Below are 26,536 nucleotides of genomic sequence, written 5' to 3'. Positions count from 1 at the left end.
TGCTGTAATCCTTTGTATATAGTACAGAGGATTACAGCAATCGACAAATCACATATTATGATTTGCTTCTGGAATAGGGTCGACCTTGAGACTTTCTTTAGTGAACCAGGAAAAGAAGATTTTAGCTAAAATAACACCATAAGTTATTTCTTGCATTAACTTCATAATAATTCCACCAAGTTGCTGATCCTCCATCGTACCCATTGGTGAAAACATTTCTGGGCCAGATATGGTCACAGCTAAACCTTGTAGCACATCATTCGGAACGCATAAGGAAAGCGCTTGAAGCCATGCACCATCTTGACTGTACGCCGCATATAATGGCACGTCCGAAAAGATAATCAATACACATGCTGGGGTAATTAACACACCGTTAGCAAATATATAGGCAATCTTCAACAGTGGTGGAATCGTATCCTGTTCCTTAATTGGTGTTAAAATTGGGAACCACACAATAAACGCTGCAATTAAAACAATCGTTGATATTGTAGAATGAGCGATTGGTGATGCCTTTGTAAAATCAAAAACGGCCGGAATATGATAAATAGAAAATAATGAATTAAAAAGTAACAGTGAGATTAATGGCTTTGTTAACAATTTAAATACAGGTTTAATAAATGGTAAATTAATAACCTTTTTCCATATCCAGCTTGGAATCCCCTTTAACATTAAGATCGGAAATATCAAGAAATATATAGCTAACTGAATCATATGAGCCGTCAGCATAATATGTGATAATAAATCTATCGGAGATCCTTTAACAGTATAAAGTAAAAACATTCCCAGGAAGAAATAGAATTGTTGTTTTCCTGTTGGCTTTTCTTTAATACCAAACTTATGCCTGTACCGTATTGTTACCAAATAATAAGCAAGACACAGTCCCAATACAAATATCAAATAATATGGACTCCACAATGCTCGAAACCCAAAAATTTGTAGTTCTAACCACATCAGAATTCACTCCATAAAAACAGCTTATACATTATAGTATAACGTATTATATCTAGATGTACGCATGACATTGTGACAAAATTAGTAAAAAAACAAAAGACTAGGACAATATCCTAGCCTTTTGTTTTTATTTTACCACCAAACAATAGTGCTTAATCCTGCTACAGCTAATATCGCTGCCCAGATACCTCCGTAAATCATAGCCGAAGCCATTTCATGTCCTTCATGCTTCATATGCATAAAATAATAAAATTGGAAGGCAACTTGCACAATTGCTAGAACAAGCAATACAGGAATAACTAACATTTTATCCATCATTCCAGTTGCTACAACTACGAAAGCAAGGATAGTAAATACTATCATAAGCGCAAAACTAATTAATTGTTTTTGCATTTCTTCTTTGTTCTTTTTCTTGTGAAAAGAATCAATTTTGTTGGAACCGGTGTTTTCAGTCATGGATTAGCCCACCTTTCCCATTAGATATACTACTGTGAATATGAATACCCAAACAACGTCAATAAAGTGCCAATATAGACTCCAAATATAAAACTTCGGTGCGTTGTAAAGGTTTAAACCTCTTCTCGCATTGCGGATTAATAAAGCAATCATCCAGAATAAACCAAATGTTACGTGTCCACCATGAAATCCAAGAAGTGCATAAAAAGCAGATCCAAAGGCTGATGATCGGAATGTAAATCCGTATTCTGTAATATAATGATGGAACTCATAAAGTTCACATCCAACAAAACCAAATCCAAGAATGATCGTTATGATAAACCATAGTGTCATCTTACCAAAATCATTATTCTTCATGTGATAAATTGCATACACACTTGTTAAAGAACTTGTTAACAATAATATAGTCATAACAAACACAAGCTCTAAACCAAACAATTCATTACCTGCAGGTCCACCAGCAGTAGAATTATGAAGTGCAAGATATGTTCCAAATAAACTAGCAAAGAGAACTGTTTCGCCGCCTAAGAAGAACCAAAATCCAATAAATTTATTTTTACCTTCAAGGGTAGCCTTTTCTGGTTCGTGTGGCATTGTTTCTGGATTTAAGGAATGATCGTGACTCATATTAGTCAGCCTCCCTTTCTAGTTCTTCTTTTGAAATATGATAACCTAGGTCATCTTTCATTGATCTTACTACCATCGTGCCTAATGAGAATGCCATACCACCAATTAAGACAGCTAACCAAGCTTTATTGTCTGTTTGGTAAATAAAACCAAATCCAGCAACGAATAGTCCTAATGAAAATAAGAATGGCAAGAAAGAAGAGTTTGGCATGTGAATTTCACCTAATGGTTCTGCTGGTGTCATTTTGCCTTTTCCTTCTGATTTCTCAATCCATAATGGATCAAGTCCACGTACAAGTGGTGTTTGTTTAAAATTGTAATGTGCTGGTGGTGATGCTGTAGCCCATTCAAGGGTACGACCATCCCATGGATCAGCAGGTGCTTTTGCATCTCTAGCAGTGAGAATAGCATTAATAATAAACACAATAACCCCAAACGCCATAAAGAAAGCACCAATTGTACTAATTAAGTTACCTAAATCCAATCCATCGCCTGAATGGAATACCCAATAACGACGAGGCATACCCATTAACCCTAGAAAATGTTGGATAAAGAAAGTTAAATGGAATCCAATGAAAAATGTCCAAAAAGTAAGTTTACCCAATCCTTCACGTAAAATTCTACCAAACATTTTTGGCCACCAATAATGTAGTGCAGAAAAGATACCAAAAATAGTTCCTCCCACAATTACATAGTGGAAATGTGCAACAACAAAGTATGAATCATGATACTGATAGTCAGCAGCAACAGATGCAACCATTACACCAGTCATACCACCAATTGTAAACGTAGGTATAAATGCTAACGCCCACAGCATTGCAGAATTAATGGTAATATTACCACCCCACAGCGTTGCAAGCCAGTTAAATATTTTAATACCTGTAGGAACAGCAATCGCCATTGTTGCAATTGAGAAGATTGAGTTAGCTACAGGACCTAAACCAACTGTAAACATATGGTGAGCCCATACCATAAATCCTAAAAATGCAATTAACATTGTTGCAAATACCATTGCAGTATATCCAAATAGTCTCTTCTTAGCGAATGTAGAAAATACATCACTAAATACACCAAATAAAGGTAAAATCAAAATATAAACTTCCGGGTGCCCGAATATCCAGAAAATATGTTCCCAAATGATCGTATTACCACCCAATGATACATCAAAAAACGCTGTTCCGAACATGCGATCAAACATTAATAAGAATAAACCAACTGTTAAAGCTGGAAAAGCAAATAAAATTAATACACTTGCAATAAATGATGCCCATGTAAATAATGGCATACGCATGTAAGTCATGCCCGGCGCACGCATGTTTACAACTGTAACTAAAAAGTTAATACCACCGATTAACGTCCCGGCACCAGCTATCTGCAGACCCATAACGTAGAAGTCAACCCCATGTCCTGGTGAGGTCGTTGATAATGGTGCATAGGCAGTCCATCCTGCATCAGGTGCTCCACCTAAAAACCAACTACAGTTAAGTAAAATACCACCAAACATAAATAACCAAAAACCCAATGAATTTAAATACGGAAATGCAACGTCGCGCGCACCAATTTGCAGTGGTAGCACCGCATTCATTAATGCAAATATTAATGGCATAGCTGCTAAAAATATCATTGTAGTTCCATGCATTGTAATTACTTCGTTGTACAAACCAGCACTCAAGAAGTCGTTGTCTGGTTTGGCAAGTTGAATACGAATTAACATTGCTTCTAATCCGCCGATTAGGAAGAACAAACCGCCTGCAAACAAATACAAATGTGCAATTTTTTTATGATCGACAGTTGTCACATAATCCCATAATACAGCGCCGAAGCCTCTTTTCTGAGTAGCTGCAATACTCACTACTTTAACCTCCCTTATACATCTTCCATCCCAAAATAGTTATATATTTTATCTTTACTAAATTAATTTCCAGCGCTCTCAGGAGTTATCTCAGATGGCTGTAATTGTAATAAGTAGTCAGCAATTTTACTTGCCTCTTCTTCTGACAATGTCGGATAATTACCTGTCATTTTATTTCCTGGTTTAACTGATTCTGGATTCATAATCCACTTCATAACATTTTCCTTATTATGATCTAAAACCCCAGCCACTTTTGAACGATCACCAAAGTTAGTTAAATTTGGACCAACTTGAACTGGAGATGACCCGATTGCATGGCATCCCATACAATTATTTTCTTGGAATAATGCCTGACCTTCTTGTGCAGTTTCTCCTTCAGCTACAGCTTTAGGATCTACGTTTTGCATATCCGATACCCATTGTTCAAACTCTTCAGGACTAACAGCAATTACTTTAAAGTCCATTAATGAGTGTGAAGGACCGCATAATTCAGCACATTTACCCCAGTAAACGCCTTCTTCATATGCCTCAATATACATCGTATTTTCATTTTCCGGGTTTACGTCCATTTTACCTGAAATAGATGGTACCCAGAATGAGTGAATCACATCAGAAGACTTCATGTTGAGATATACTTTTTCTCCAGTTGGGATATATAAATCCTGACTAGTTTGAATTTCTTGACCATTATAGTTAAAGTGCCACCAATATTGGTTACCTGTAACATCTACATTCAATTCATCTTTAGCACCTTTTGTATCCGCTAAATCAAATGTAGCAATTACCGTTGGTACAGCAATAATAATCAATAAAATAATTGGAATGACTGTCCAAACTGTCTCCAGTGTTTTATTCCCTTCAACCTGTTTCGGAACGAAATCCTCTTTTCCTTTTTTCTTACGGAAACGGATTAACACTGTAACATATAAAATCATTACGATAACTAGGACAAACAACATAACAATTGCTGTTAAGATAATTAAATCTAGTGATGTTTCAGCACCATATCCTTTAGGTATTAAAGCAGATAAATTTTCTCTACCACACCCCGACAGAACGAGCGCAATCGAGCCTAACAAAGTTAAAACCCGAAGTTTTCCCATCCAACCTTTCATGTAATCATACCTCTCTTTCTCTTTTGTTTCTTCCTTATATTATAGTTATTAAGGACAATTACAAAACACATTTTTCTATAGGGGGAGCTCAAATGTTACGATAACCATCAATAAGCACATAATGGTTAAATAATTTAATGAATAAATAAACATTAGATTTGCCCATTTAAGATCATTTTTCATAAAAAATCCACCAATACCCAAAGCAAGCCATCCAACATTAAGTAGTGTTGCTATTACAACAAATGTTGTACCTAATGATACTAAATAAAAAGGTAATGGCAATAAACATGCCGTGTATACAACTATTTGGCGTTTCGTAAATGCAAAACCATGGACAACCGGAAGCATTGGGATACCAGCTGCTTTATATTCTTTGCACTTTTTCATAGCTAATGCGAGAAAATGTGGTGTTTGCCATATAAACATTATTAGAAAAAACACAATAGCTACTATGTGAAGATCGGGGTCAATAGCTGCCCAGCCAATTAATGGCGGTACTGCTCCAGAAAAACTTCCAACAACAGTATTTAAAGTATACTTACGTTTTGTCCACATTGTGTATAAAACAACATATGTAAACCAACCTAAAAAACCAAAGACAGCAGCTTCAATCGTTGTTAGAAGTAATAATATAAGACCAACTCCCGTTGAAGCTATACCTAATAAAAGTACTTGATTTAAGGGTATGGAACCTGTAACAGTTGGTCGTTTCATTGTACGCGTCATTACTGGGTCAATATCTGCATCATACCAGTTATTCATTATACAACCACCAGCAATTACCAGGCCACTTCCAGCCATCGTTAACAAAAAGGTGCTCCAGTTTGCTAAAAATGATGCATCTGTAAAATATAGCGCTAACCAAAAACCAGCAAATGTAGTAATTAAATTTGAATTAACTATACCAATTTTGACAAGAGCTTTTAGATCGCTAATTATTGTGGTGTTTATTTTCTCTGATGTTGCAACATTACCGATCACTTGCGTGGAAGTTGTTTCCACCTTATTCATTTCAATTATCCCCCCTTCAAATCCCCAACAAAAAGGCACACAATAAAAGAGCATACTAGAAAACAGTAACTTACTATTACTATTCCCAAAAGTATCCTGACTATAATCCTAATTGTATCATGGAATTGTATTACATTCTATTTAACCACATAGTGTTATTTTACTTTTTTTAGCATCATTAAAATGTGACAAATTTGTGAAATAGAGACTAAAAATAAAATAAAAGGCACTTTAGCCTTCCTAAGTAAAACAAATATATGTAGTTAAACCCATTAAACTGGGCACAATGGTGGAAAGCTTATCAAATATCCCCTACATTATTTCTAGCAAACAACGTACTACTTTGCAAGAGTTTTTTATTTTTTTATAGTGAAAATAGTAATAAATAGTGATAAGATGACAATTGTGTGATTTTAGAGCAGATTGTATTGCTCTCTTCTCTATAAAAGTATTACTATAAAGCTATTGTATATTTAATTGCATAAAAGTGAGGCCTTATTTATGATCAAAACATTAAAATGGCTATCAGTTGTAGCTACTATTGGTATGGTTTTTGTTTTAATTGGAGGTGCACTCGTTACTAAGACAGACTCTGGTGCAGGATGTGGAGCAAGCTGGCCCTTATGCCACGGAAAATTTGTGCCATTACCATCTGATATAACACCAGAGCTGGTTATTGAGCTTAGCCATAGACTTGTCTCTGGAATAATGGGTATTGTAGTATTAGCACTATCATTCTTATCTTGGAAGTACTTAGGACATATTCGTGAAATGAAATTCCTATCATTTTTATCTGCATTCTTTTTAATTTTACAAGCCTTAATTGGAGCTGCTGCAGTAAAATGGGGACAATCTGACTTTGTCCTTGCTTCTCATTTTGGTATTTCGCTAATATCTTTTGTAGCTGTTTTTCTATTAATGCTATTAATTTTTGAGATCGATAAGAAATTTGATGCTACTTCATTAACGATTCAAAAGAGACACCGAATAGAAATTTACGCCCTAACTATTTATACATTAATGGTTGTCTATACTGGTGCATTTGTACGCCACGCAAATGCAAGCATGGTTTGTGGCGATTGGCCGTTTTGTACAAATGAATCCCCATTATCATTTTCAACATTTAGGTTCGATCAGTGGATACAAATGGGTCACCGGCTGGCTGCAGGTATACTCTTTATATGGACTATTGTATTTTTTATAAAAGTTATGAAAAACTACAGAACAAACAGAGTCATGTATTGGGGATGGATAACAACACTATCGCTCATTGTTTTACAAGTTTTCTTCGGTGCCATGATTATTTTTTCTATGTTGAATTTAGGCATAGCATTATTACACGCTCTAGTAATATCCTGTTACTTTGCGATGTTAAGCTATTTCATTTTACTTTGTTCAAGAAGTGCAAAATATGAAAAAGAACTGGTTGATACAAATAAAAATGCTAATACAAAATAAAAAGCAGGTAGCTGGAAATGTCCACTACCTGCTTTTTATTTTATTCAAATTCAATAAGTAAATCGTTTACCGCTATTGCATCACTGTTGTTCACGAATATATCCTTTATAACACCTGCATATGGCGCTTGAACTGTTGTTTCCATTTTCATGGCTTCAGTGATTAGTAAATAATCACCCTTATTCACTTTATCCCCTTTGTCACATAAAACTTTTACCACAGTACCAGGCATTGTTGCACCAATATGTTTATCGTTACTTTGATCCACTTTAGGCCGAGTAACTATTTGTGATTTTACACTCTCGTCTCTAATTACTACTTCTCTTGATTGACCATTTAATTCAAAATAGATGACACGTGTTCCATCAGATCTAGCCTCTGAGATCGATACTAGTTTTACGATTAACGTTTTTCCCTGCTCGATTTCAACTTCAATTTCTTCTCCTAGCTTCATTCCATAGAAAAATGTTGGGGTATCTAGTACGGACATGTCTCCATATGTTTCATAAAATTTATGATAATCCATAAACACTTTTGGATACAAAGCATATGAAATCATATCAAAACTTGTAACCGGTCTGTCCAACGATTTATATAACGATTCCTTTAACTGAATAAAATCGATTGGGTCCAATAACTCCCCTGGTCTAACGCTTATTGGCTTTTTCCCTTTTAAGATAATCCGTTGTAATTCTTGCGGGAACCCTTGATATGGCTGCCCAATATAACCTTGGGCAAATTCTATTACCGAATCAGGAAAATCAATTGATTCCCCTTGTTCATAAATATCATCTTCCGTTAAATTATTTTGTACCATGAACAGTGTCATATCACCAACAACTTTGGATGATGGGGTAACTTTTACTAAATCGCCAAACATATCGTTTACTTGACGAAACATAGTTTTCACTTCATTCCATCGGTCTTCTAATCCAACTGCCTTTGCCTGTTGTTTTAAATTACTGTACTGTCCACCAGGCATTTCGTGGAAGTATATTTCTGTATGAGGTGATTTCATGCCACTTTCAAAATCCTGATAATAGTTGCGGACATCCTCCCAATAATAAGATAACTTCTCATAAGACCCCACATTAACTTTAGGCTGACGTTTTGTCCCCTCTAACGCATGATATAACGTCTGTGCACTTGGTTGAGATGTTAACCCTGACATCGGTCCGCAAGCAACATCTACTGCATCAACTCCGGCATCAATTGCACGTGCATACATATGAATCCCGTTACCACTAGTATCGTGTGTATGCAAATGGATTGGCAGGTCAATTGTTTCTTTTAACGTTGAAATTAACTGATATGCTGCTTCTGGTTTTAACAATCCTGCCATATCTTTAATCCCTAAAATATGAGCTCCTGACTGTTCAAGTTCTCGTGCTAAGTTTTTATAGTAGTCTAAATCATATTTAGTACGCCCAGTATCTAAAATATCACCTGTATAGCACATGGATGCTTCAGCTATTTTATTATTGTCTCTTACAGCCTGAATTGCAGGAGTCATACCTTCTAGCCAGTTTAAACTATCAAAAATTCGAAATACATCTATACCAGCTGTCGCACTCTTTTCAACAAATTCTTTTATAAGATTGTCCGGATAGTTTTTATATCCAACAGCATTACTTGCACGTAGCAACATTTGGAACAGAACATTCGGAATTTTTTCTCTGAGTTTTAACAATCGTTCCCATGGATCTTCCTTTAGGAAACGATAGGAGACGTCAAATGTCGCCCCTCCCCACATCTCAACGGAGAACAATTCTGGTAATAACCTAGCAGTAGGTTCTGCAATTTGTAATAAATCTTTCGTACGTACTCTCGTTGCAAGTAACGACTGATGAGCATCACGGAAAGTCGTATCCGTAAGTTTCACATCATCTTGTTCTTTAAGCCATTTCGCTAATCCTTCAGGTCCATGCTTTTCTAATATTTGTTTGGTACCGTCTGGATAGTCTTGTATCTGATTAATCTTTGGAATCTTTGGTGTTTGGAATATTGGCTTTGTCCCTTTAATCATTCCTTCAAATCCATTCACCGTTGTATTCCCAATATACGTTAGCATTTTTGTACCGCGATCTTTACGTTTTGGAAAAACAAATAATTCTGGTGATTTATCAATAAAGGTTGTGTTATATTCACCTGATAAAAATTGTTTGTGAAGAAAAACATTCTCCAAAAATGGAATATTTGTTTTAATTCCGCGAATACGGAACTCTTTTAAATTCCGGACCATCTTGTTTGCAGCACGTTCAAACGTTAATGCCCATGTCGATACTTTAACAAGTAACGAGTCATAATGCGGTGATATTATAGCACCCTGGAACCCATTTCCTGCATCAAGTCTTACACCAAAACCACCACCAGTACGGTACGCCATTATTTTGCCAGTATCTGGCATGAAGTTATTTAACGGATCTTCCGTAGTAACACGAGATTGAATAGCATAGCCATTAGTTGTTAAACTATCTTGTTCCGGAATCCCAATAGAATCAGCATGAATGGATTGACCCTCTGCCACTTTAAGTTGAGTTTGCACAATATCGATGCCAGTTACAAGTTCTGTGATTGTATGTTCAACTTGAACACGTGGATTAACCTCAATAAAATAAAATTCGTTACCAGTCACCAAAAACTCTACTGTACCAGCATTTACATATTTTACTTTTTGCATCAATTTAACTGCAGCATCACATATTTTTAACCTTAATGTATCCGGTAATGCTACACTTGGCGCAACTTCAACCACTTTCTGATGTCTACGTTGAACAGAACAATCCCGTTCAAATAAATGCACAATATTGCCATGCTTGTCACCGATTATTTGTACTTCGATATGTTTTGGGGTTTCGATTAGTTTTTCAACATAGATCTCATCACTTCCAAATGCAGCCTTTGCCTCTGATTTTGCCCGATCATACGCTTCTCTGAGACCATTCGCATTACGTACAATCCGCATTCCTCGTCCGCCACCACCAAGTGATGCTTTTATAATAATTGGAAAACCAAATTCCTCACCAAAAGCTTCTACATCTTCAATGGTTGATACAGGACCATCACTACCAGGAATTACAGGTAAGCCTGCATTAACTGCCTGTGTTCTTGCTTTAACCTTGTCACCAAACATGTTTAAATGTTCACTACTAGGTCCAATAAAGATAATGCCCTCTTCTTCACATCGTTTAGCAAAGCGAATATTTTCTGATAAAAATCCATAGCCCGGGTGAATTGCATCAACACCCACTTTTTTTGCTACTTCTATGATACCTTCAATATCTAAATAGGCATCAATTGGCTTTTTCCCCTCACCTATCAAATATGCTTCGTCCGCTTTATAACGGTGATAGGATCCTGTATCTTCCTTAGAATAAACGGCAACTGTACGGATGTTTAATTCCGTACATGCACGAAAAACCCGAATTGCAATTTCCCCGCGATTAGCAACTAAGACTTTTTGAATTTGATTTATACTAGCCATGATTTTCCTCCTCTATTATTAGAAGCCATTTTTTCTGGCATATCTTTTGCATTTACTGCTACCGGTTGTCGTTCTCGCTTTTTCACTGATTTTGCAATATTATTTAATATCCCCATGGAGATCATCATCACTAACAACGAAGATCCACCATAACTCACAAATGGAAGCGGCACACCTGTAATCGGTAATAAACCACTAATTGCTCCAAGGTTGATAAAAGCTTGTATCCCTACCATTGATGAAATACCTATGGCTAATAGAGCGCCGAAACTATCCTCACACTTTCTAGCAATAAAGATCCCCCGCAAAACAAGCATTGCCAGCATCCCTATAACAATGATTACTCCAACAAACCCTAATTCTTCTGCAATAACTGCCATTATAAAGTCAGTATGTGCTTCTTGAAGGTAGCCGAGTTTTTGTACACTATGACCTAATCCTTCACCAGTCAAACCTCCAACACCTATCGCCAAATAAGATTGAATCAAATGGTACCCATCTGAATCGGGTGTTTCAAACGGCTGGTATGCTCCTGTAAATCGCGCTATTCTTTCATCTGTAACCATACTTGGAATAGCAATCGCTACAACTACTAAGCCTATAAAAATAAGAATAGATAAATGTTTGAAGCGTATACCAGAACTAAAGATTACAGAACATGCTATCAGAAAGATAATAGCCGCGGAACCAATATCCGGTTGCATTACAATCAATCCTAAAACAATACCTGTTAACACTAACGGTGGCAAGACACCCCTGTTAAAATCATTTATATAGGATTGTTTTTTAGAGTAGATAGATGCTAGATACATGATTAATCCTAATTTAGCAAATTCAGCAGGTTGCAAGCTACCAAAACCAAAATTAAACCATGATTTGGCATTATTTACTTCATTACCAAATAATAGCACGCCCACCAATAATCCAATTACAATTAACATAACTAGTTTCATCAGTTTTTGATAGTATTTATAATTAAACAGACTACAAAAAGCAAAACCAATAAAACTAAGGGCAAACCATTGAACCTGCTTAACTAAATAATGTGTACTTTCGTATCCCTCCACAACAGCAACCACCATACTTGCGCTGTAGATCATGACAATTCCAAAACCTGCTAATAAGATAGGTGTAATCATTAGTGTAAAATCATAATCTTTTAATTTCTTTATCATCTTACTTCTCCCCAAAATATGTAGTAAACAGGTAAAGATGAAATAGAAATTTCAAATAGTATAACACAAACTATCAAGTGTAACCTATTCCGCACAACTAACCTGCGTTTCATCATCTACCAATATTATTTATATTTTATAATAGTACCATCAATCGTAAATAGAAAAAATAAGAATTTAAAATAAAAAAACCTTGCCATTTTATTTGTCGGCAAAGTTTTCACTCTAAGTTGCAGGTTTATACAGAATTCTGGGCTGCTTCATGCAGCACATTGAGTTGTCTTTCCAAATTCTCGAGAAGTGCTTTACCTTCATTCTCGCTGATTAAGTTCAAACGCACAGCAAAATCAATCTCTCTTGAAAGACCAAACATTTGTGTATCTAAAACCTCTTCATATAAAGGACATTGAGGCATCGTTAAGTTCTCAATTTGAACTTCTATTAGTTTCAATATTTTGTCAGCATCAGCCTTAAGAAGGGCATAAGCTTTTTCACGATGATTAACTGTCATCTCGGGTATCAAATATATCCCCTCCACTCTTAAAGACTTTCTTCTATATTATCTTATCGTTAGCAACAATAAATTGCAAATAAAATTACTATAAAATTATAGTAATTAAAGAATTTTTAGTTCTAATATCGTGAAATATATCCGCATGTCTGCTATTCTTGTAAAAGATGAATTTGAAAGGTGGCACAAAAATGATTGTACCAATTATAGGAAATGTTACATATAGTATTACACTTGATCCAACAGTATGGATCTTTGACGATCGCAAAATTTTACTTGAAGAGGCGTTTTCTGGTGTAACTGAGAAGAATGAAGAAGCTGATGAAGAATTAGAAAAGGCTTCACAGCGTTGGGATAGAGCCGTTTATCAACAAAAGATTAATCCGCCGGTAAACAGAAGTATTTCTCGTTTAGAAGGAGAAAAAATATTAACTAATTCATATGTTATGCCAATAAACGATTTTATTAACCACGCTGAAATTAACAAGGTTGCCCAAAAGGCTACGCTAGTGACTGAACATGGAGATGTGGACATTTCATTGGAAGAACTTAAAAATTCATATTTTCTGTTTGCAATCGAAGGTAAACCTATAAAAGATAATGGACCTGTACATGTATATTATAAAGACGGATCTAATAAAGATAATCCTATTACAGGGGTTCATAAGATAGTTATTGTATAATACTCATTTTCCTAGGAAAAGCTGATTGGAATTTTACTCCAATCAGCTTTTTGTATAATTTGACACTAAAAACGAAAAATAAAGAGCAAAAGTGAAAGTGCTAAGATTAGACGATTAGAATGGACTGTTTCATATGACACGAGGAGTGAAGCAAACCAATGTTGACTTATATATAGAAGAAGTCAGACAGTCCAATAGTCGCTGGGTACTGGATCTGGATGTGGCTGTTACTAATTTAAAAAGTATCCACTATCATATTTTTCTAAAGGAGGAGTGCCAAATGTATACACGATTAGCAATAGTACTTTTAGGTTGTTTACTATTTGCAGTTGGTTGCCAGCAGGAAAATCAAGATAATGCATTACCAGATGAAGGTACAAACAATCGATTTTTACAGGTAGAGAATTCTGATCCAACACAACAACAAAATTTAACGAATAGACAATTGGCAGACCATTTAGCAAAAATCGCTAGTGACGTACCAAACGTCCATGATTCTGCAGCAGTCGTTGCAGGACCATATGCTGTAGTTGCTATTGATGTAGATAAAGATTTAGATCGTTCCCGTGTAGGTACAATTAAATATTCTGTGCTAGAGGCATTACAACATGATCCCTATGGTAAAACTGCCGTAGTTGTCGCTGATGCAGATGTGATGGAAAGAATTCGTGGTATGAGTAATAAAATTAACCAGGGACACCCTGTTCAAGGAGTCGTCGATGAATTATCAGCAATAGTAGGTAGATACATGCCTGACTTTCCGATCAGTGAAGATCAACCTGACGAACCTGATCAAAATAAAGAAGTTATTCCGAAAAAAGATGAGAAGAAGCTAGACGACATTCAGGAAGATCAATCAAATCAGAAAAACCAGGAATAGCTGATGTTACGGCTCTCGGGATGAAACCCCTCCCCCATTTATAGGGGGGAGGGGTTTCATTATTAATTATTTTGTGCAGTGACTTCATTATAATAATTTACACCAAACTGCGAACCCTCTGATACCATTTTTGCATTTTCTAATTGTGCGAGATCTTTATTATCCGTTTGGTCTGGTCTTCCGGCATCTTCAAGAGTTGTACTTTTGTCTTTAAAACTTTTTACCTTTTGTGTTAAAAATTTTGTTTTATTTTTTAGTTTGTCCCTATTTTCCTTATCTTTTAATACGTATCCGGCAACACCTGCACCTACAGCCCCTATTGCGGAAAACACATAACGTTTTTTCATCAAATCGTCCTTTCAACTTTATTTTACAATTACTATTCCCCACCTATTTTTTTATAAAACATCAATAATATACTTCTTTAATGCGCTATCATCCTATGTTATAGTAATTGTAAATAGCCTAATTTGAGGTGAAACAATGCAAGTTAAATGTGTTATATGTGACAATGTAGAGGATATTAATGACGATTCATTACAAGCAAAACGGTTAAGAAATCGTCGAATCCATATGTATTTATGTGAATCATGTTACGAACGAATTGATGATAAAACAAAAGCACGACATGCGTCAGGAAATTTCCGCCTATACCGGGAAAAGAAAGAAAAAAACGATTTATTGTAAAACAAACTCCCTACTCTGTTACAGAGAGGGAGTTTTATTTATTGTGCACTATTTCGTTCATTACGCTGTTTATGTAAACGTAGTCTGTAGATACCTAAAACGATTGAAATAATAATTAAACTTTCCGTCATCGGCATTTTGAAAATGCTAAAAATAGTAATGATATAAGTTCCTATTGCCAGCATGAAATAAACAAAAATTGATTTTAACAATGGTAACTGCCGGGCAAATCCCAATTTAAATGCGATTGCTCCAAAAATCAGATTAAGTACGTATAGAATCAAAAAAATATTATCTGTTCCATAATTTTCAACAATATAATCAAAAATAAACATTACTCTCCCCCATATACATTAAAACTCTTTTACTATCATACTAAATCTTTCTATCTCATGCTAGTTCTAACTTACAAATTATTTATGATGAAGTCCTTCGTTTTTGAAAATGCTCCTATAATCCTTTATACTATTTCTTGTAGTTGAGGTGAAAATGATGAAAAATTTTAATATTCCCATGTTTTTGTTAGCTATGCTAGTAATTCTAATGTTTGTAGCGGTGGGGGTTGCCATTGCTTTTCGTAATATTTGGTTTGTTATATTATTTATTTTATTAGGATTTGCATTTATGGGATTTGGTTTATCTATCAAACGTAGGAAAAGTGACTCGAATTAACCCGAGTCACTTTTTACCTTTTTTAAGAAAATCGTTAATAATGCTTTTTTTAATTGCAGGATGACACGTTAGAATTGAATTCCTTTCAAGCATATTAACTTCTTCTCCCATTATATTCGATGTTACTCCACCGACTTCATTAACAATAATAATGCCGGCTGCTACATCCCACGGAGCTAAGCTCATTGTCAGATAACCATCCATTATCCCTTCTGCGACATAAGCAAACTCCAATGCTGCAGATCCGTATGTTCTAGTACCACGAACTTCTCTTACAAGCCTTTGCATCTGTTTTTCATCCACTAAGCGATTTTCACAAAGCCAAAAATGATTTAAACCGAGCAACGATTCGTCTAGTTTTACATTATCTTTAAGTCGAGGTAATTGAATGTCATTTTTAAAAGCACCCTCACCTCGTTTGGCACTATATAAAATATCATCCATTACGTTATATATAAAACCAATTTCCCCGATTCCGTGATGGTAAATACCAACTGAAATAGCGAAATTTCGTTTTTGTTGAACAAAATTCATTGTCCCATCAATTGGATCAACTATCCAAACCGTACCATCCAGTGATTGCAGATCATCGCCAAATCCTTCCTCACTCAACAATAAATGATCACGGTATGTTGATTTTATTTGCTTTACAAAAAACTGTTCTGTTTCTTTGTCCATATGCGTCACTAAATCTTTTGGATTTGATTTCGTGTCAATGGTTAAAGGGTCATCTATTTTTTCTCTAATTGTAGCGCCTGCTTCACGTATCCATTTTTTAGCTTGGTTAAAAATATCATTGCGAATTTCTAAGTCCATTTAAATGCCTCCAATATTCTCATTGCTACAATAGTATCAGATTGAAGCCAGCTAGTCATATGATTGGAACTATACTTAAAAAAATGACCGCCATATGTATCCACAATTCTCATCAGTTGTGATACTGGGGTCAGTTAAACTTTCCAATTATTCATTTTCTATTTTCATTAGTTGGATACGTAAGTGTTCTAACCGTTCTTTTGTCTTTATAATTTGAACAGTATCATTTGCTTGTAATGCGTCATAAAGGGTTACAAGTTCATAATCAATTTCCATGCGAATGACAGGTAATTTTTCTTGTGCTTCCTTTCTTCTAAGAGCTTCCATTACATACTTCATAACACCTACATCCTTTCAGATGACTTTTATTATATATATGAAAAAACGACAAGAACGGTTCATATTTTTTTAGTTCTGTTACAACATTTCCCATTTCTCATTATTTTTAAACGTTAGTATTGTGTAAATAGCTTGACTACATGCTGTTAATACTTAATAATAATTATTATAAATAAGCATCTATATAGAGAAAGGAAGATTTACATGCGTTTTAATGGATTTTCAAAAAATGATTTTGATACCTTTCAAATTGAAGGTTTAGATAATCGAATGGAAGCAATACAAAGCCGCATCCAACCTAAATTCCAACAGATAGGCATCGAACTTGTGGATCATTTATCTACGCAATTAGGTAATGAGATGTTTTTGCACATTGCTAGACATGCAAGAAGAACTGTTAACCCACCTAAGGATACCTGGCTTGCAATTGCAGACAACAAAAGAGGGTACAAGCAACATCCCCATTTTCAAGTAGGTTTATTTGATGATCATGTGTTTATCTGGTTTGCATTAATTTATGAATTACCTCATAAAACGGAAATTGCTAAAGCCTTCCTAAAAAACATGGATGATATAAAAAAATCAATTCCTTCTGACTATGTTGTTTCAATGGATCACACGAAAAAAGATGCTCAAAAAATAAAAGACTTAGATCTGAAAGCAGCACTTGAACGCTTTCGTGATGTTAAAAAAGCTGAGTTTCTAATTGGACGACATTTATATGCAGATGATATACGATTAAAAAATGGGCAGGAATTTATCAAAATCGCAAAAGAAACTTTTGACACCGTACTACCTTTATATTCTAAAGCTATGGAATCCAGATAAACTAAAAGGGCAGCTCACATTTATGAGTTGCCCTTTTGCATTGCTATAACACCATTCTTTTGTGCTTTCGCATGTTGAACCACATGATAGCTGGAATATCCAGATGCTTGCTGAAATTCAGCGAAAATTTGTTTTTCTTCACTTTTTGATGGAACAATTTGTTTAAAATTTCTATATGCAAGCATTACTTCTTCACATGTAGAATTTTTTTCATATACTTTTTCAATCGTACTGAAAAAATTGACTACATCAACTATTTCCTGCTTAGACCATGTCTCATCGATTGGATAATGATAGTTCATTTTGTTGTCACCTCACTTGGTCCATTTACTTCTAATAGATTCTGCTTCATTAAGCATTTTTGAAAATAACCCCTGAACCGTTGGGATATTGTGAATACGGGCAGCAGCTTGGCCCGCCCAACCAAATCCTTCATTTTCTTTTCCTTTGTGTATGTACTGCTTATTTGCTTCCCCACCAATAAACGGCTTTAAAGTATCAAAATTAGCTTGTGTTGATTCCAACTCCATTATTCTATCAGTCCATGTGTTTTTTAATGCACGAGCAGGTGCACCTAAAGAGCGCTTGATGACAACTGTTGAATTTTCTTCAGCATCGAGCAATGCTTGTTGATAGATTGGATGGGCATCTACACATTCTTTTGTTGCAATAAATCTAGTACCCATTTCAACCCCTTCAGCACCTAACGCAAAAGCCGCCATCATTCCCCGGCCATCCGCTATCCCGCCAGATGCAATAACAGGTATCGACACACTGTCAACTACTTGTGGGGTCAACACAATCGTTCCAATGTCACCACGCCCTAAATGCCCCCCACCCTCTTGACCGACAACCATAACAGCATCTGCGCCCAATTCCTCTGCTTTTTCAGCTTGACGACGAGCTGCTACCAGTACGAGTTTTTTTATTGGATAACCATCAACCATGTCCAATACACCTTTTGGATTACCACCAGTAACAGAGATAACTGGAACTTGTTCATCAATTGCGACTTCTACCATATGTTCAAAAGGTCTACCATGTTGTCCAATTGCAAAATTAACGCCAAATGGATTTTCTGTCATTGTTTTAACACGACGGATTTCTTCTCGTAAATTATCTGGTCCATCCAAACTCATTGCAGTAATTTGACCAAGTCCACCAGCATTTGATACAGACGCAGCTAAATCAGCATACGCTAAATGCGCTAAACCACCTTGAATAATTGGATAATCAATGTTTAGTAATTCAGTTACTCGCGTTTGCCATTCCACAAAAAATCTCCCCTACCATGAAAAGTTAGTCTTAATATACCAATCGTACCACGAGCCATTTATGTCTGGCTAACCATAAATTACGAACTAGCTATTACTATAAGAATCTGATATAATACCTTGGTTATTTAGAATCGAGGTATCTATCATGAACAAACAATTACAAACACCATTATTTGATGGCTTGTTAAAACATATAGAAAAAAAACCTACACAATTTCATATACCTGGACATAAGCAAGGAAATGCAGTTGATCCAGATTTTCGTGAATTTATTGGTGATAATGCATTTGCGATTGATCTAATCAACATTGAACCGTTGGATGATCTTCACCATCCAAATGGAATTATTAAGGATGCACAGGAACTTGCAGCAGCTGCTTTTGATGCAGACTACACGTATTTTTCCGTACAAGGAACTAGTGGCGCCATTATGACGATGGTTATGAGCATCTGTAATCCTGGTGATAAAATTATTGTACCAAGAAATGTCCATAAATCTGTAACTTCAGCAATTATTTTTTCTGGAGCAATTCCAATTTTTATTCATCCTGAAATTGATACAACCCTTGGAATTTCACATGGAATTACCCCAAGGGCTGTTAAACACGCATTGAAAGCACATCCAGATGCAAAGGCTGTTTTAGTTATTAACCCAACCTATTTTGGAATCGCTGCTGATTTAAAAGAAATCGTTTCAATATCACACCGATACGATATTCCCGTTTTAGTTGATGAAGCTCATGGCGTTCATATTCACTTTCATGACGAATTGCCACTGTCTGCAATGCAGGCAGGTGCTGACCTTGCTGCAACGAGTGTGCATAAACTTGGCGGATCGCTCACACAAAGCTCGGTACTGAATATTAAAGGGAATCGGGTTTCTCATGAACGTGTACAGACTATCATGTCCATGCTTACAACAACTTCTACTTCGTATATTTTGTTAGCATCTTTAGATGTTGCACGAAGACGACTTGCTACACTCGGCTTTGCATTAGCTGATCAAGCAATTAAACTTGCAGAATTAGCAAGAGCGGAAATTAATAAAATTGATCATATATACTGCGTTGGGAAAGAAATCATTGGCAGTGAAGCCATTTTTGACATAGATCCTACAAAATTAATCATTTCAGTTAAGGATTTAGGAATTACAGGCTATGATGCAGAGGTATGGTTGCGGGAGAATTTTGCAATAGAAGTTGAGTTATCGGACTTATACAATCTGTTATGTATCATTACACCTGGTGACTCAGAAGAAATGGTTTACTTGTTAATATCGGCATTAAAAAAACTTGCCATGGATAAAGGAAAATATGTAACAAAAAAAGAAATTCAAGTAACGATTCCAGATATCCCTCTTTTGTCATTGACACCAAGAGATGCATTTTATTCAGAAACGGAAATAATCAAATTAGAGGAATCTGTTGGCAGGATTAGTGCAGAATCTATAATGGTTTACCCACCCGGGATTCCGATTTTTATACCTGGTGAAATAATTACAGATGATAATATAGCATATATCCATAAAAATATTAATGCCGGTTTACCAGTACAAGGACTTCAAGACGAAACCCTAAAAACTATTCATGTTATTAAGGAACATAAACCATTTACGTAAAAAAGAGCTGCCCCCACAGCTCTTTTTTACGTTATATCTATTTATTTTTCACAATTGGGACAAGTACCATAAAGGGTTGTTACTTTTTCATCATCAAAATGCTCAATCACCTGCTGACAATCTTGACAAATGATAGTGCCCATTTGGTCCAACTCCTTATTAATTAATTGTAACACTGTATTCATATTATAATATGACACAATTAAAGTATCAACCCCAAATAGTATAACATAATTAAAAATGTGTTTTATATAAAGGATCTTTTCGAATAGTATGTTGCAATTTATAGGAAATGCGACATAACTTAAAATCTAATTTGACGTCCTGCGATCGCTACAGGAAAACACTACACTTTCCGCGGGCTCGCGCTGAGCCTCCTCGCTCGTAAAGACGCTCCCTGTGGGGTCTCATCGTCTTCGCTTTCCCGTTGGAGTCTCTGTATATTTCCATCATTGGTGTGGTGTTTTTTTAATCCAATTTTAATGAGTGTGGGGCAAAAATTAACCAAAAGTGTGAAATCAACATAGCCCTTACGTAGCATTTTATGTCACTATGCATAAAAAAATCTTATAGAAAACGCCTATAGAAAAAAGCCAGCAAAAGCTGACTTTTTAATTTGCTGTTTGTATTAATTTGGGATTAACAAGTTCATATCCCTTATCGCGCAGTCCATTTACAATATCTTCCAAGGCAGCCGCGGTCCATTCCCGGTCATGCATTAATAAATTAGCTCCACTACCAAGAAGATTCGTATTAAGCATAATATTCGTTAATGCTTCTTTAGACATATATTCCTTATGCCAATCATAACCGTATGACCAATTCATTAACGTCATATCTTCATCCTTTGCGACTTGTCTCGTATAATCCGTATTCGCTCCATTTGGTGCTCGAAAGAACTTAGGTCGTTCTCCTATTACTTTTTCTACCATGTCATTTACACGAACAATTTCTTCTTTTTGTTTTTCTTCACTTAAATCAGGCAAGTAGGCATGACTGTATGTATGGTTACCTATAATAAAACCCATATCATAAATTTGTTTGAGCATGTCCTTCTTTTCAGGTGTTTCAAGTAAATGTCCATTAACGAAAAAAATGGCATTAACATGTAAACGTTTTAAGGTGTGAGCCATTTCTAAAGCATATTTATCCGGTGCATCATCAATCGTAATTAATGCAACCTTTTCATTTGTTTGGTCATCTATTGGAACGATTGACCATACATCAGATACTTTATACTTCGCCTCAACTTTCTCCATTTTTTTATTACTATTTTTTATCTCAATTTTATCACTGTCACCTTTTTCGTTAATACGCTCGTTCTGATTGTTTTGTTTTTGTTCAACACTTTCTTGCTTTTCTTTGTTAGTTGGTGTATCAGACTCTTTAGCCGTATTTGCTTTCTCAGCATTGTTACAAGCAGTTGCAATTACACAACACAACACAAATACCATCAATACTACAATTTTTTTCAAAGTTGTCTACCCCCAGTTGTTAAAAAAATGTCATAACTAGTATAACTAACATAAGAGAGACTTGCTATACAATACATGAAATTGTTTATACACATTAGCTTAAGGGTAATGAATAAAAGTGTTTTATAAAAATCCTAGAATTATATCGATCAATAAAGGAAATAGTAAGTACATCACATTATTTGAATCATTTACAAACTTATGTTTTAATACATAAATGTGTGTGTTTATGAAAAATTTCACATGGAAAGGAATTGTGAATATGGAAAAAGTTACGCGAGTTTTTTATATTTCTGCAATTGTTGCAATCCTATTTATCATATGGGGAGTTATTCCAAAAGATGTATTGCCTAATGGTAACTTAGATGATGTTACATCAACCATTCAAACATTTTTGGTAGATAAATTTGGTTGGTTCTATCTACTTAGTACAACAGCATTTCTAATATTTGCGATCTACCTTATATTTTCAAAATACGGCAATATAAAACTTGGGAAACCTGGTGACAAACCGGAGTATTCATACTTATCTTGGTTTGCCATGCTTTTCAGTGCAGGAATGGGGATAGGGTTAGTTTTTTGGGGTGCAGCCGAACCTTTATCCCACTTTCATAATCCGCCATTTGGTGAGGCAGGAACAAACGATACGGCAAAAGTAGCAATGCGGTATAGCTTCTTTCACTGGGGACTACATCCCTGGGCCGTATATGCGACCATTGCTTTAGCATTAGCTTATTTTAAGTTCCGCAAACAAGCTCCTGGTGTTGTTAGTGCCATATTACAACCAGTGTTAGGTGACAGAGTCAAGGGACCTCTAGGTACACTAATTGACTTCATAGTTGTATTTGCTACTGTTTTTGGTGTAGCAACTTCATTAGGTTTTGGAGCTATTCAAATAAGCGGTGGATTATCCTATGTATTCGGCTTGGATAAAACGACAACATTGCAATTTGTAATTATTGGTATTGTAACGGTACTCTATTTAATTTCAGCAATGACAGGATTAAACAAAGGAATCAAATATTTAAGTAATGCGAATATATTCCTTGCAATTGCGCTTATGATTTTCTTACTTTTTGCCGGTCCAACTAACTTTATCATGAACTTTTTTACAACAACGTTCGGTAGTTATGTTCAAAACTTGCCCGGTATGAGTTTTCGAATGACACCATTTGAACAAGAAAACACTTGGATTAAAGATTGGACAATATTTTATTGGGCTTGGTGGATTGCTTGGGCACCATTTGTCGGTACATTTATTGCAAGAGTTTCACGAGGAAGAACGATTAGAGAGTTTGTTTTAGGAGTTTTATTAGTTCCAACAATATTCGGGGCATTATGGTTCTCCGTATTTGGTGGATCAGCCATCAATTTGGAATTCTTCCAAGGCGCAGACATTTCCCAACTCTTGAATAACCCTGATTATGGTGAAGAAGTAATCTTATTTGCTGTATTAGATCACTTCCCGCTTGGTACCTTCATGTCAATCTTAGCAATATTATTAATTAGTACATTCTTTATCACATCTGCCGATTCAGCAACATTTGTGTTAGGAATGCAAACGACTGGCGGTAGTTTATATCCACCAAACCTTGTTAAACTTATTTGGGGGCTTATTCAATCAGGTGCTGCTGCAATTTTATTGTGGCAAGGTGGTTTAAATGCATTACAAACCGCTTCAATTATTGTGGCATTCCCATTTGCTATAATTATGATATTAATTGTCTTCTCACTTATAAAATCATTTAAAGAAGAAGCTAAACAATTTGATTTAAAACGGAAAAAATAATTAACATAAAAAGGTCGTATCTTCATTTGATACGACCTTTTTAATAGTTTAGAGTAATACATATAGAAAGAGAGAGCTGACATAATGAAAAGTTCAGCTCTCTCTTTCATTCTATTTTAAACTTATAGTGTGTGAATTGGCATTCCTATAGCTTTTTCCGCTGCTTCGGCTGTAATTTCACCTAAGCTTGGATGGTTATGGATTGTAAGTGCAATATCTTCCGCAGTCATACCAGCTTCAATTGCTAATCCAACCTCTGCAATCATATCACTAGCACCTGGACCCGCGATTTGTGCACCGATAACTAAACCGTCTTCTTCACGTGTAATTAGTTTCATAAAACCATCACTATCGTTTAACGACAATGCACGACCATTTGCAGCGAATGGGAATTTAGCAGCTTTTGCTTTATAGCCAGCTTCTTTTGCCTCTTTTTCTGTATATCCAACAATTGCAAGTTCTGGATCAGAGAAAACAACAGTAGGAATACTGATATAATCGATTTCCGCCTTCTCCCCACTAATAGCTTCTGCAGCAACTTTTCCTTCGTATGAAGCTTTATGTGCAAGTGGTGGTCCCGCAACAATATCTCCAATTGCATAAATGTTGTCTATGTTTGTACGGCATTGTTTATCAATTTTGATAAGACCTTTATCATCTACATCAATACCAACCTGTTCAAGGCCGATATCTTGTGTATTTGGACGGCGGCCTACTGTTACTAATACGTAGTCTGCGTCAACCGTTTCTTCTTTTCCTTTAGCTTCATACGTAACTTTCACACCATCTTTAGATTCTTCTACGCCTTTTGCCATTGCTTCAGTGATGATTGTTACATCTTTTTTCTTGAAACGTTTTTTAACAACTTGTGTCAATTGTTTTTCAAATCCGCCAAGAATATCTTTCGTACCCTCTAAAACAACGATTTCAGTTCCAAAGTTAGCATATGCTGAACCTAGCTCTGTACCAATGTAACCGCCACCGATAACAACCATTTTTTTAGGAATTTCTTTTAAGTTCAATGCTCCAGTTGAATCTAATACACGATCTGAATATTTAAAACTTGGAATCTCAATCGGTGTTGATCCTGTTGCAATAATACAGTTATTAAATGTATAAGTTTGTGAATTTTTCTCATCCATTACTTTAACTGTATTTTTATCAACGAAGTATACTTCACCTTTTACGATATCTACTTTATTTCCTTTTAAAAGTCCTTCAACACCAGACGTTAGTTTATTAACAACTTTACCTTTCCATTCTTGAACTTTAGTAAAATCTACAGAAACGTTTTCAGTTTTAATTCCTAATTCTTCGTTTCCATGTGCATGTTCAGTTAAGTGGCCAGCTTGAATCATTGCTTTTGAAGGAATACAACCAACGTTTAAGCAAACTCCACCTAACTCGCCTTTTTCAACGATGGTTACTTTTTGTCCCATTTGTGCAGCGCGAATAGCAGCAACATAACCACCAGGGCCAGCACCTACGACTAGTGTGTCTAATTCAATTGGAAAATCTCCTACTACCATAATTTACGCCTCCATCATGATTAATTGTGGATCGTTCAATAATCGTTTGATTTGATTTAGTGCTAGTTGAGCTGTTGCACCATCAACAATTCGATGGTCAAAGCTTAAACTTAAAGCAAGTACTGGTGCAATAACGATTTCGCCATCACGGACAACCGGTTTTTCAGCAATACGACCAATTCCTAATATAGCCGCTTCCGGATAATTAAGAACAGGTGTAAACCATTGCCCACCAGCAGAACCAATATTAGTAATTGTACTTGATGCACCTTTCATTTCATCCGATGTTAGTTTACCACTTCTAGCTTTATCTGCCAATTCATTAATTTCTGCAGATATTGCAAAAATTGATTTACGATCAGCATCTTTTACAACTGGTACGAGTAGACCTTTATCAGTGTCAGCTGCAATACCAACATTGTAATAATGCTTATAAACGATCTCATCTGTTTCATCATCAACAGCAGCATTTAAAATTGGGTATTTCTTCAATGCTGAGACAAGCGCTTTCGCAACATATGGTAAGTAAGTTAATTTAATTTCTTGCTCTAATGCTGCAGCTTTAAATTTCTTACGATGTGCTACAAGTTCTGTAACATCAATATCATCCATGAGTGTAACATGAGGAGCTTTTGTTTTTGAATTTACCATTGCTTTTGCAATAGATTTACGAATTCCACTCATTTTTTCACGTGTTTCTGGATATTGACCTTCTGTAACTACTTGTTTTGTTTGTTTTTCTTCTGTTTGACCTGAAGCTGTTTCTTTTGTTTCCACTGGCTGATCACCATTGACGTAACGATCAATATCCTCTTTTAATACACGACCATTTTTCCCAGATCCCGTTACTTGTTGAATGGTTACATCGTTATCACGCGCATATTTACGAACAGATGGCATTGCAATAACACGCTTACCATCTTCTTGTGAAGCGTCAGTGTTTGCTTTCTTGTCTGTTTGATTATCTTCTATTTTAGGCTCTTCAGTTTTTATTTCTTCTTTTTTAGGTTCCTCTTTTTCAGCCTCTTCAGAACTACCTTCATCTTCATAACCTTCAGCATCGATTGTAATAATTGTATCTCCTACTACAACGACAGTACCTTCTTCAACATGAATCTTTGTAACAGGTCCGTCTACTGGAGATGGGATTTCAACAACAGCTTTATCATTTTGTACTTCACAAAGCACATCATCTTCTTTTACTTCGTCGCCTTCTTTAACAAACCATTTTACAATTTCGCCTTCATGAATACCTTCACCAATATCCGGCAATTTGAAATTATATGCCATAATTACTACC

27 protein-coding genes are annotated in these 26,536 nt (G+C 35.6%); 8 read left to right on the top strand and 19 right to left on the bottom strand.

The window, feature by feature from the left end; all coding sequences use genetic code 11:
- Positions 1 to 48 precede the first annotated feature (48 nt).
- From ctaG to cyoE, 6 genes are all read right to left on the bottom strand, one after another.
- A complete protein-coding gene (ctaG, locus tag CS937_RS08090; protein WP_099157965.1) occupies positions 49 to 951 on the bottom strand; it encodes a cytochrome c oxidase assembly factor CtaG in 903 nt (300 codons plus the stop codon).
- Between the two features lie 132 nt (positions 952 to 1,083).
- Positions 1,084 to 1,407, bottom strand: a complete 324-nt coding sequence (gene ctaF, locus CS937_RS08085; protein WP_099157964.1) for a cytochrome c oxidase subunit IVB — start codon at positions 1,405 to 1,407, stop codon at positions 1,084 to 1,086.
- Between the two features lie 3 nt (positions 1,408 to 1,410).
- Positions 1,411 to 2,034, bottom strand: a complete 624-nt coding sequence (locus tag CS937_RS08080; RefSeq protein ID WP_099157963.1) for a cytochrome (ubi)quinol oxidase subunit III — start codon at positions 2,032 to 2,034, stop codon at positions 1,411 to 1,413.
- Between the two features lies 1 nt (position 2,035).
- The gene (ctaD, locus tag CS937_RS08075) at positions 2,036 to 3,886 is read right to left on the bottom strand and encodes a cytochrome c oxidase subunit I (RefSeq protein ID WP_099157962.1); all 1,851 of its coding nucleotides are present in this window, start codon (positions 3,884 to 3,886) and stop codon (positions 2,036 to 2,038) included.
- Between the two features lie 62 nt (positions 3,887 to 3,948).
- Positions 3,949 to 5,001 carry a cytochrome c oxidase subunit II gene (gene coxB, locus CS937_RS08070; RefSeq protein WP_099157961.1) on the bottom strand — a complete coding sequence of 351 codons (1,053 nt, stop codon included), beginning with the start codon at positions 4,999 to 5,001 and terminating at the stop codon, positions 3,949 to 3,951.
- A gap of 75 nt (positions 5,002 to 5,076) precedes the next feature.
- Positions 5,077 to 6,015: a heme o synthase gene (cyoE, locus tag CS937_RS08065; RefSeq protein WP_099157960.1), complete on the bottom strand. Its 939-nt coding sequence runs from the start codon at positions 6,013 to 6,015 to the stop codon at positions 5,077 to 5,079.
- 501 nt (positions 6,016 to 6,516) lie between these two features.
- Here cyoE and CS937_RS08060 point away from each other — a divergent pair.
- A complete protein-coding gene (locus CS937_RS08060; RefSeq protein WP_099157959.1) occupies positions 6,517 to 7,473 on the top strand; it encodes a COX15/CtaA family protein in 957 nt (318 codons plus the stop codon).
- Positions 7,474 to 7,513: 40 nt separating this feature from the next.
- On the opposite strand, the gene pyc is transcribed toward CS937_RS08060, so the two are convergent.
- The 3 genes from pyc to CS937_RS08045 form a co-directional block, all read right to left on the bottom strand.
- Positions 7,514 to 10,957, bottom strand: a complete 3,444-nt coding sequence (gene pyc, locus CS937_RS08055; RefSeq protein WP_099157958.1) for a pyruvate carboxylase — start codon at positions 10,955 to 10,957, stop codon at positions 7,514 to 7,516.
- On the bottom strand, positions 10,945 to 12,132 hold the full coding sequence (ftsW, locus tag CS937_RS08050; RefSeq protein ID WP_099157957.1) for a putative lipid II flippase FtsW: 1,188 nt from the start codon (positions 12,130 to 12,132) through the stop codon (positions 10,945 to 10,947). The genes pyc and ftsW overlap by 13 nt, the downstream gene beginning before the upstream one ends.
- Positions 12,133 to 12,370: 238 nt before the next feature.
- Positions 12,371 to 12,643, bottom strand: a complete 273-nt coding sequence (locus tag CS937_RS08045) for an Fpa/YlaN family protein (protein ID WP_425445468.1) — start codon at positions 12,641 to 12,643, stop codon at positions 12,371 to 12,373.
- Between the two features lie 191 nt (positions 12,644 to 12,834).
- Between CS937_RS08045 and CS937_RS08040 the strand changes: the two genes are divergently transcribed.
- Both CS937_RS08040 and CS937_RS08035 read left to right on the top strand, forming a co-directional pair.
- Positions 12,835 to 13,326, top strand: a complete 492-nt coding sequence (locus CS937_RS08040; RefSeq protein WP_099157956.1) for a hypothetical protein — start codon at positions 12,835 to 12,837, stop codon at positions 13,324 to 13,326.
- Between the two features lie 280 nt (positions 13,327 to 13,606).
- Complete coding sequence (locus CS937_RS08035) at positions 13,607 to 14,206, top strand: YhcN/YlaJ family sporulation lipoprotein (protein ID WP_099157955.1); 600 nt, start codon at positions 13,607 to 13,609, stop codon at positions 14,204 to 14,206.
- 62 nt (positions 14,207 to 14,268) lie between these two features.
- Here CS937_RS08035 and CS937_RS08030 read toward each other — a convergent pair whose 3' ends face one another.
- Complete coding sequence (locus CS937_RS08030; protein WP_099157954.1) at positions 14,269 to 14,553, bottom strand: hypothetical protein; 285 nt, start codon at positions 14,551 to 14,553, stop codon at positions 14,269 to 14,271.
- Positions 14,554 to 14,689: 136 nt separating this feature from the next.
- Here CS937_RS08030 and CS937_RS08025 point away from each other — a divergent pair, with 136 nt between their 5' ends.
- The gene (locus CS937_RS08025; RefSeq protein WP_099157953.1) at positions 14,690 to 14,893 is read left to right on the top strand and encodes a YlaI family protein; all 204 of its coding nucleotides are present in this window, start codon (positions 14,690 to 14,692) and stop codon (positions 14,891 to 14,893) included.
- Positions 14,894 to 14,931: 38 nt separating this feature from the next.
- Here CS937_RS08025 and CS937_RS08020 read toward each other — a convergent pair whose 3' ends face one another.
- Positions 14,932 to 15,228 (bottom strand): YlaH-like family protein, encoded by a 297-nt coding sequence (locus CS937_RS08020; RefSeq protein WP_099157952.1) that lies wholly within the window; start codon positions 15,226 to 15,228, stop codon positions 14,932 to 14,934.
- A gap of 157 nt (positions 15,229 to 15,385) precedes the next feature.
- Between CS937_RS08020 and CS937_RS08015 the strand changes: the two genes are divergently transcribed.
- The gene (locus CS937_RS08015; RefSeq protein WP_099157951.1) at positions 15,386 to 15,565 is read left to right on the top strand and encodes a DUF5325 family protein; all 180 of its coding nucleotides are present in this window, start codon (positions 15,386 to 15,388) and stop codon (positions 15,563 to 15,565) included.
- 6 nt (positions 15,566 to 15,571) lie between these two features.
- Here CS937_RS08015 and CS937_RS08010 read toward each other — a convergent pair whose 3' ends face one another.
- Together CS937_RS08010 and CS937_RS08005 are read right to left on the bottom strand one after the other, a co-directional pair.
- On the bottom strand, positions 15,572 to 16,381 hold the full coding sequence (locus tag CS937_RS08010) for an inositol monophosphatase family protein (protein WP_099157950.1): 810 nt from the start codon (positions 16,379 to 16,381) through the stop codon (positions 15,572 to 15,574).
- A gap of 147 nt (positions 16,382 to 16,528) precedes the next feature.
- Entirely contained in the window at positions 16,529 to 16,720 is a 192-nt protein-coding gene (locus CS937_RS08005; RefSeq protein WP_099157949.1) for a hypothetical protein, read from the bottom strand.
- 204 nt (positions 16,721 to 16,924) lie between these two features.
- Between CS937_RS08005 and CS937_RS08000 the strand changes: the two genes are divergently transcribed.
- Positions 16,925 to 17,548, top strand: coding sequence for a YktB family protein (locus tag CS937_RS08000; protein ID WP_099157948.1), 624 nt, complete (start codon positions 16,925 to 16,927; stop codon positions 17,546 to 17,548).
- A 20-nt stretch (positions 17,549 to 17,568) separates the two neighbouring features.
- Here CS937_RS08000 and CS937_RS07995 read toward each other — a convergent pair whose 3' ends face one another.
- Together CS937_RS07995 and CS937_RS07990 are read right to left on the bottom strand one after the other, a co-directional pair.
- Positions 17,569 to 17,850, bottom strand: coding sequence for a UPF0223 family protein (locus CS937_RS07995; RefSeq protein WP_099157947.1), 282 nt, complete (start codon positions 17,848 to 17,850; stop codon positions 17,569 to 17,571).
- Between the two features lie 12 nt (positions 17,851 to 17,862).
- On the bottom strand, positions 17,863 to 18,822 hold the full coding sequence (locus CS937_RS07990; RefSeq protein WP_099157946.1) for an NAD(P)H-dependent flavin oxidoreductase: 960 nt from the start codon (positions 18,820 to 18,822) through the stop codon (positions 17,863 to 17,865).
- A 148-nt stretch (positions 18,823 to 18,970) separates the two neighbouring features.
- Between CS937_RS07990 and CS937_RS07985 the strand changes: the two genes are divergently transcribed.
- A complete protein-coding gene (locus CS937_RS07985; protein WP_099157945.1) occupies positions 18,971 to 20,443 on the top strand; it encodes an aminotransferase class I/II-fold pyridoxal phosphate-dependent enzyme in 1,473 nt (490 codons plus the stop codon).
- 41 nt (positions 20,444 to 20,484) lie between these two features.
- Here the strand turns inward: CS937_RS07985 and CS937_RS07980 are convergent, their stop codons facing one another.
- Together CS937_RS07980 and CS937_RS07975 are read right to left on the bottom strand one after the other, a co-directional pair.
- Positions 20,485 to 20,586: a GapA-binding peptide SR1P gene (locus tag CS937_RS07980; RefSeq protein ID WP_099157944.1), complete on the bottom strand. Its 102-nt coding sequence runs from the start codon at positions 20,584 to 20,586 to the stop codon at positions 20,485 to 20,487.
- Between the two features lie 468 nt (positions 20,587 to 21,054).
- Entirely contained in the window at positions 21,055 to 21,918 is an 864-nt protein-coding gene (locus tag CS937_RS07975) for a polysaccharide deacetylase family protein (protein ID WP_245835725.1), read from the bottom strand.
- A gap of 262 nt (positions 21,919 to 22,180) precedes the next feature.
- On the opposite strand from CS937_RS07975, the gene CS937_RS07970 reads away from it, so the two are divergent.
- Complete coding sequence (locus tag CS937_RS07970; protein WP_099157943.1) at positions 22,181 to 23,707, top strand: glycine betaine uptake BCCT transporter; 1,527 nt, start codon at positions 22,181 to 22,183, stop codon at positions 23,705 to 23,707.
- A gap of 122 nt (positions 23,708 to 23,829) precedes the next feature.
- Here the strand turns inward: CS937_RS07970 and lpdA are convergent, their stop codons facing one another.
- The gene (gene lpdA, locus CS937_RS07965) at positions 23,830 to 25,236 is read right to left on the bottom strand and encodes a dihydrolipoyl dehydrogenase (protein WP_099157942.1); all 1,407 of its coding nucleotides are present in this window, start codon (positions 25,234 to 25,236) and stop codon (positions 23,830 to 23,832) included.
- A 3-nt stretch (positions 25,237 to 25,239) separates the two neighbouring features.
- Positions 25,240 to 26,526: a dihydrolipoamide acetyltransferase family protein gene (locus CS937_RS07960; protein ID WP_099157941.1), complete on the bottom strand. Its 1,287-nt coding sequence runs from the start codon at positions 26,524 to 26,526 to the stop codon at positions 25,240 to 25,242.
- Between the last annotated feature and the right edge of the window lie 10 nt (positions 26,527 to 26,536).

Source organism: Virgibacillus ndiopensis (assembly GCF_900187325.1).
GTDB classification, from domain to species: Bacteria; Bacillota; Bacilli; order Bacillales; family Amphibacillaceae; genus Virgibacillus_E; species Virgibacillus_E ndiopensis.
This window is presented reverse-complemented; position numbering and strand designations above follow the sequence as displayed.

Excerpts from the sequence above, each read along its gene's own strand:
- ctaG (WP_099157965.1), bottom strand. The coding sequence starts at position 951 with ATGTGGTTAGAACTACAAATTTTTGGGTTTCGAGCATTGTGGAGTCCA.
- ctaF (WP_099157964.1), bottom strand. The coding sequence starts at position 1,407 with ATGACTGAAAACACCGGTTCCAACAAAATTGATTCTTTTCACAAGAAA.
- CS937_RS08080 (WP_099157963.1), bottom strand. The coding sequence starts at position 2,034 with ATGAGTCACGATCATTCCTTAAATCCAGAAACAATGCCACACGAACCA.
- coxB (WP_099157961.1), bottom strand. The coding sequence starts at position 5,001 with ATGAAAGGTTGGATGGGAAAACTTCGGGTTTTAACTTTGTTAGGCTCG.
- cyoE (WP_099157960.1), bottom strand. The coding sequence starts at position 6,015 with ATGAATAAGGTGGAAACAACTTCCACGCAAGTGATCGGTAATGTTGCA.
- CS937_RS08060 (WP_099157959.1), top strand. The coding sequence starts at position 6,517 with ATGATCAAAACATTAAAATGGCTATCAGTTGTAGCTACTATTGGTATG.
- pyc (WP_099157958.1), bottom strand. The coding sequence starts at position 10,957 with ATGGCTAGTATAAATCAAATTCAAAAAGTCTTAGTTGCTAATCGCGGG.
- ftsW (WP_099157957.1), bottom strand. The coding sequence starts at position 12,132 with ATGATAAAGAAATTAAAAGATTATGATTTTACACTAATGATTACACCT.
- CS937_RS08045 (WP_425445468.1), bottom strand. The coding sequence starts at position 12,643 with ATGACAGTTAATCATCGTGAAAAAGCTTATGCCCTTCTTAAGGCTGAT.
- CS937_RS08040 (WP_099157956.1), top strand. The coding sequence starts at position 12,835 with ATGATTGTACCAATTATAGGAAATGTTACATATAGTATTACACTTGAT.
- CS937_RS08035 (WP_099157955.1), top strand. The coding sequence starts at position 13,607 with ATGTATACACGATTAGCAATAGTACTTTTAGGTTGTTTACTATTTGCA.
- CS937_RS08030 (WP_099157954.1), bottom strand. The coding sequence starts at position 14,553 with ATGAAAAAACGTTATGTGTTTTCCGCAATAGGGGCTGTAGGTGCAGGT.
- CS937_RS08025 (WP_099157953.1), top strand. The coding sequence starts at position 14,690 with ATGCAAGTTAAATGTGTTATATGTGACAATGTAGAGGATATTAATGAC.
- CS937_RS08020 (WP_099157952.1), bottom strand. The coding sequence starts at position 15,228 with ATGTTTATTTTTGATTATATTGTTGAAAATTATGGAACAGATAATATT.
- CS937_RS08015 (WP_099157951.1), top strand. The coding sequence starts at position 15,386 with ATGAAAAATTTTAATATTCCCATGTTTTTGTTAGCTATGCTAGTAATT.
- CS937_RS08010 (WP_099157950.1), bottom strand. The coding sequence starts at position 16,381 with ATGGACTTAGAAATTCGCAATGATATTTTTAACCAAGCTAAAAAATGG.
- CS937_RS08005 (WP_099157949.1), bottom strand. The coding sequence starts at position 16,720 with ATGAAGTATGTAATGGAAGCTCTTAGAAGAAAGGAAGCACAAGAAAAA.
- CS937_RS08000 (WP_099157948.1), top strand. The coding sequence starts at position 16,925 with ATGCGTTTTAATGGATTTTCAAAAAATGATTTTGATACCTTTCAAATT.
- CS937_RS07995 (WP_099157947.1), bottom strand. The coding sequence starts at position 17,850 with ATGAACTATCATTATCCAATCGATGAGACATGGTCTAAGCAGGAAATA.
- CS937_RS07985 (WP_099157945.1), top strand. The coding sequence starts at position 18,971 with ATGAACAAACAATTACAAACACCATTATTTGATGGCTTGTTAAAACAT.
- CS937_RS07980 (WP_099157944.1), bottom strand. The coding sequence starts at position 20,586 with ATGGGCACTATCATTTGTCAAGATTGTCAGCAGGTGATTGAGCATTTT.
- CS937_RS07970 (WP_099157943.1), top strand. The coding sequence starts at position 22,181 with ATGGAAAAAGTTACGCGAGTTTTTTATATTTCTGCAATTGTTGCAATC.
- lpdA (WP_099157942.1), bottom strand. The coding sequence starts at position 25,236 with ATGGTAGTAGGAGATTTTCCAATTGAATTAGACACACTAGTCGTAGGT.
- CS937_RS07960 (WP_099157941.1), bottom strand. The coding sequence starts at position 26,526 with ATGGCATATAATTTCAAATTGCCGGATATTGGTGAAGGTATTCATGAA.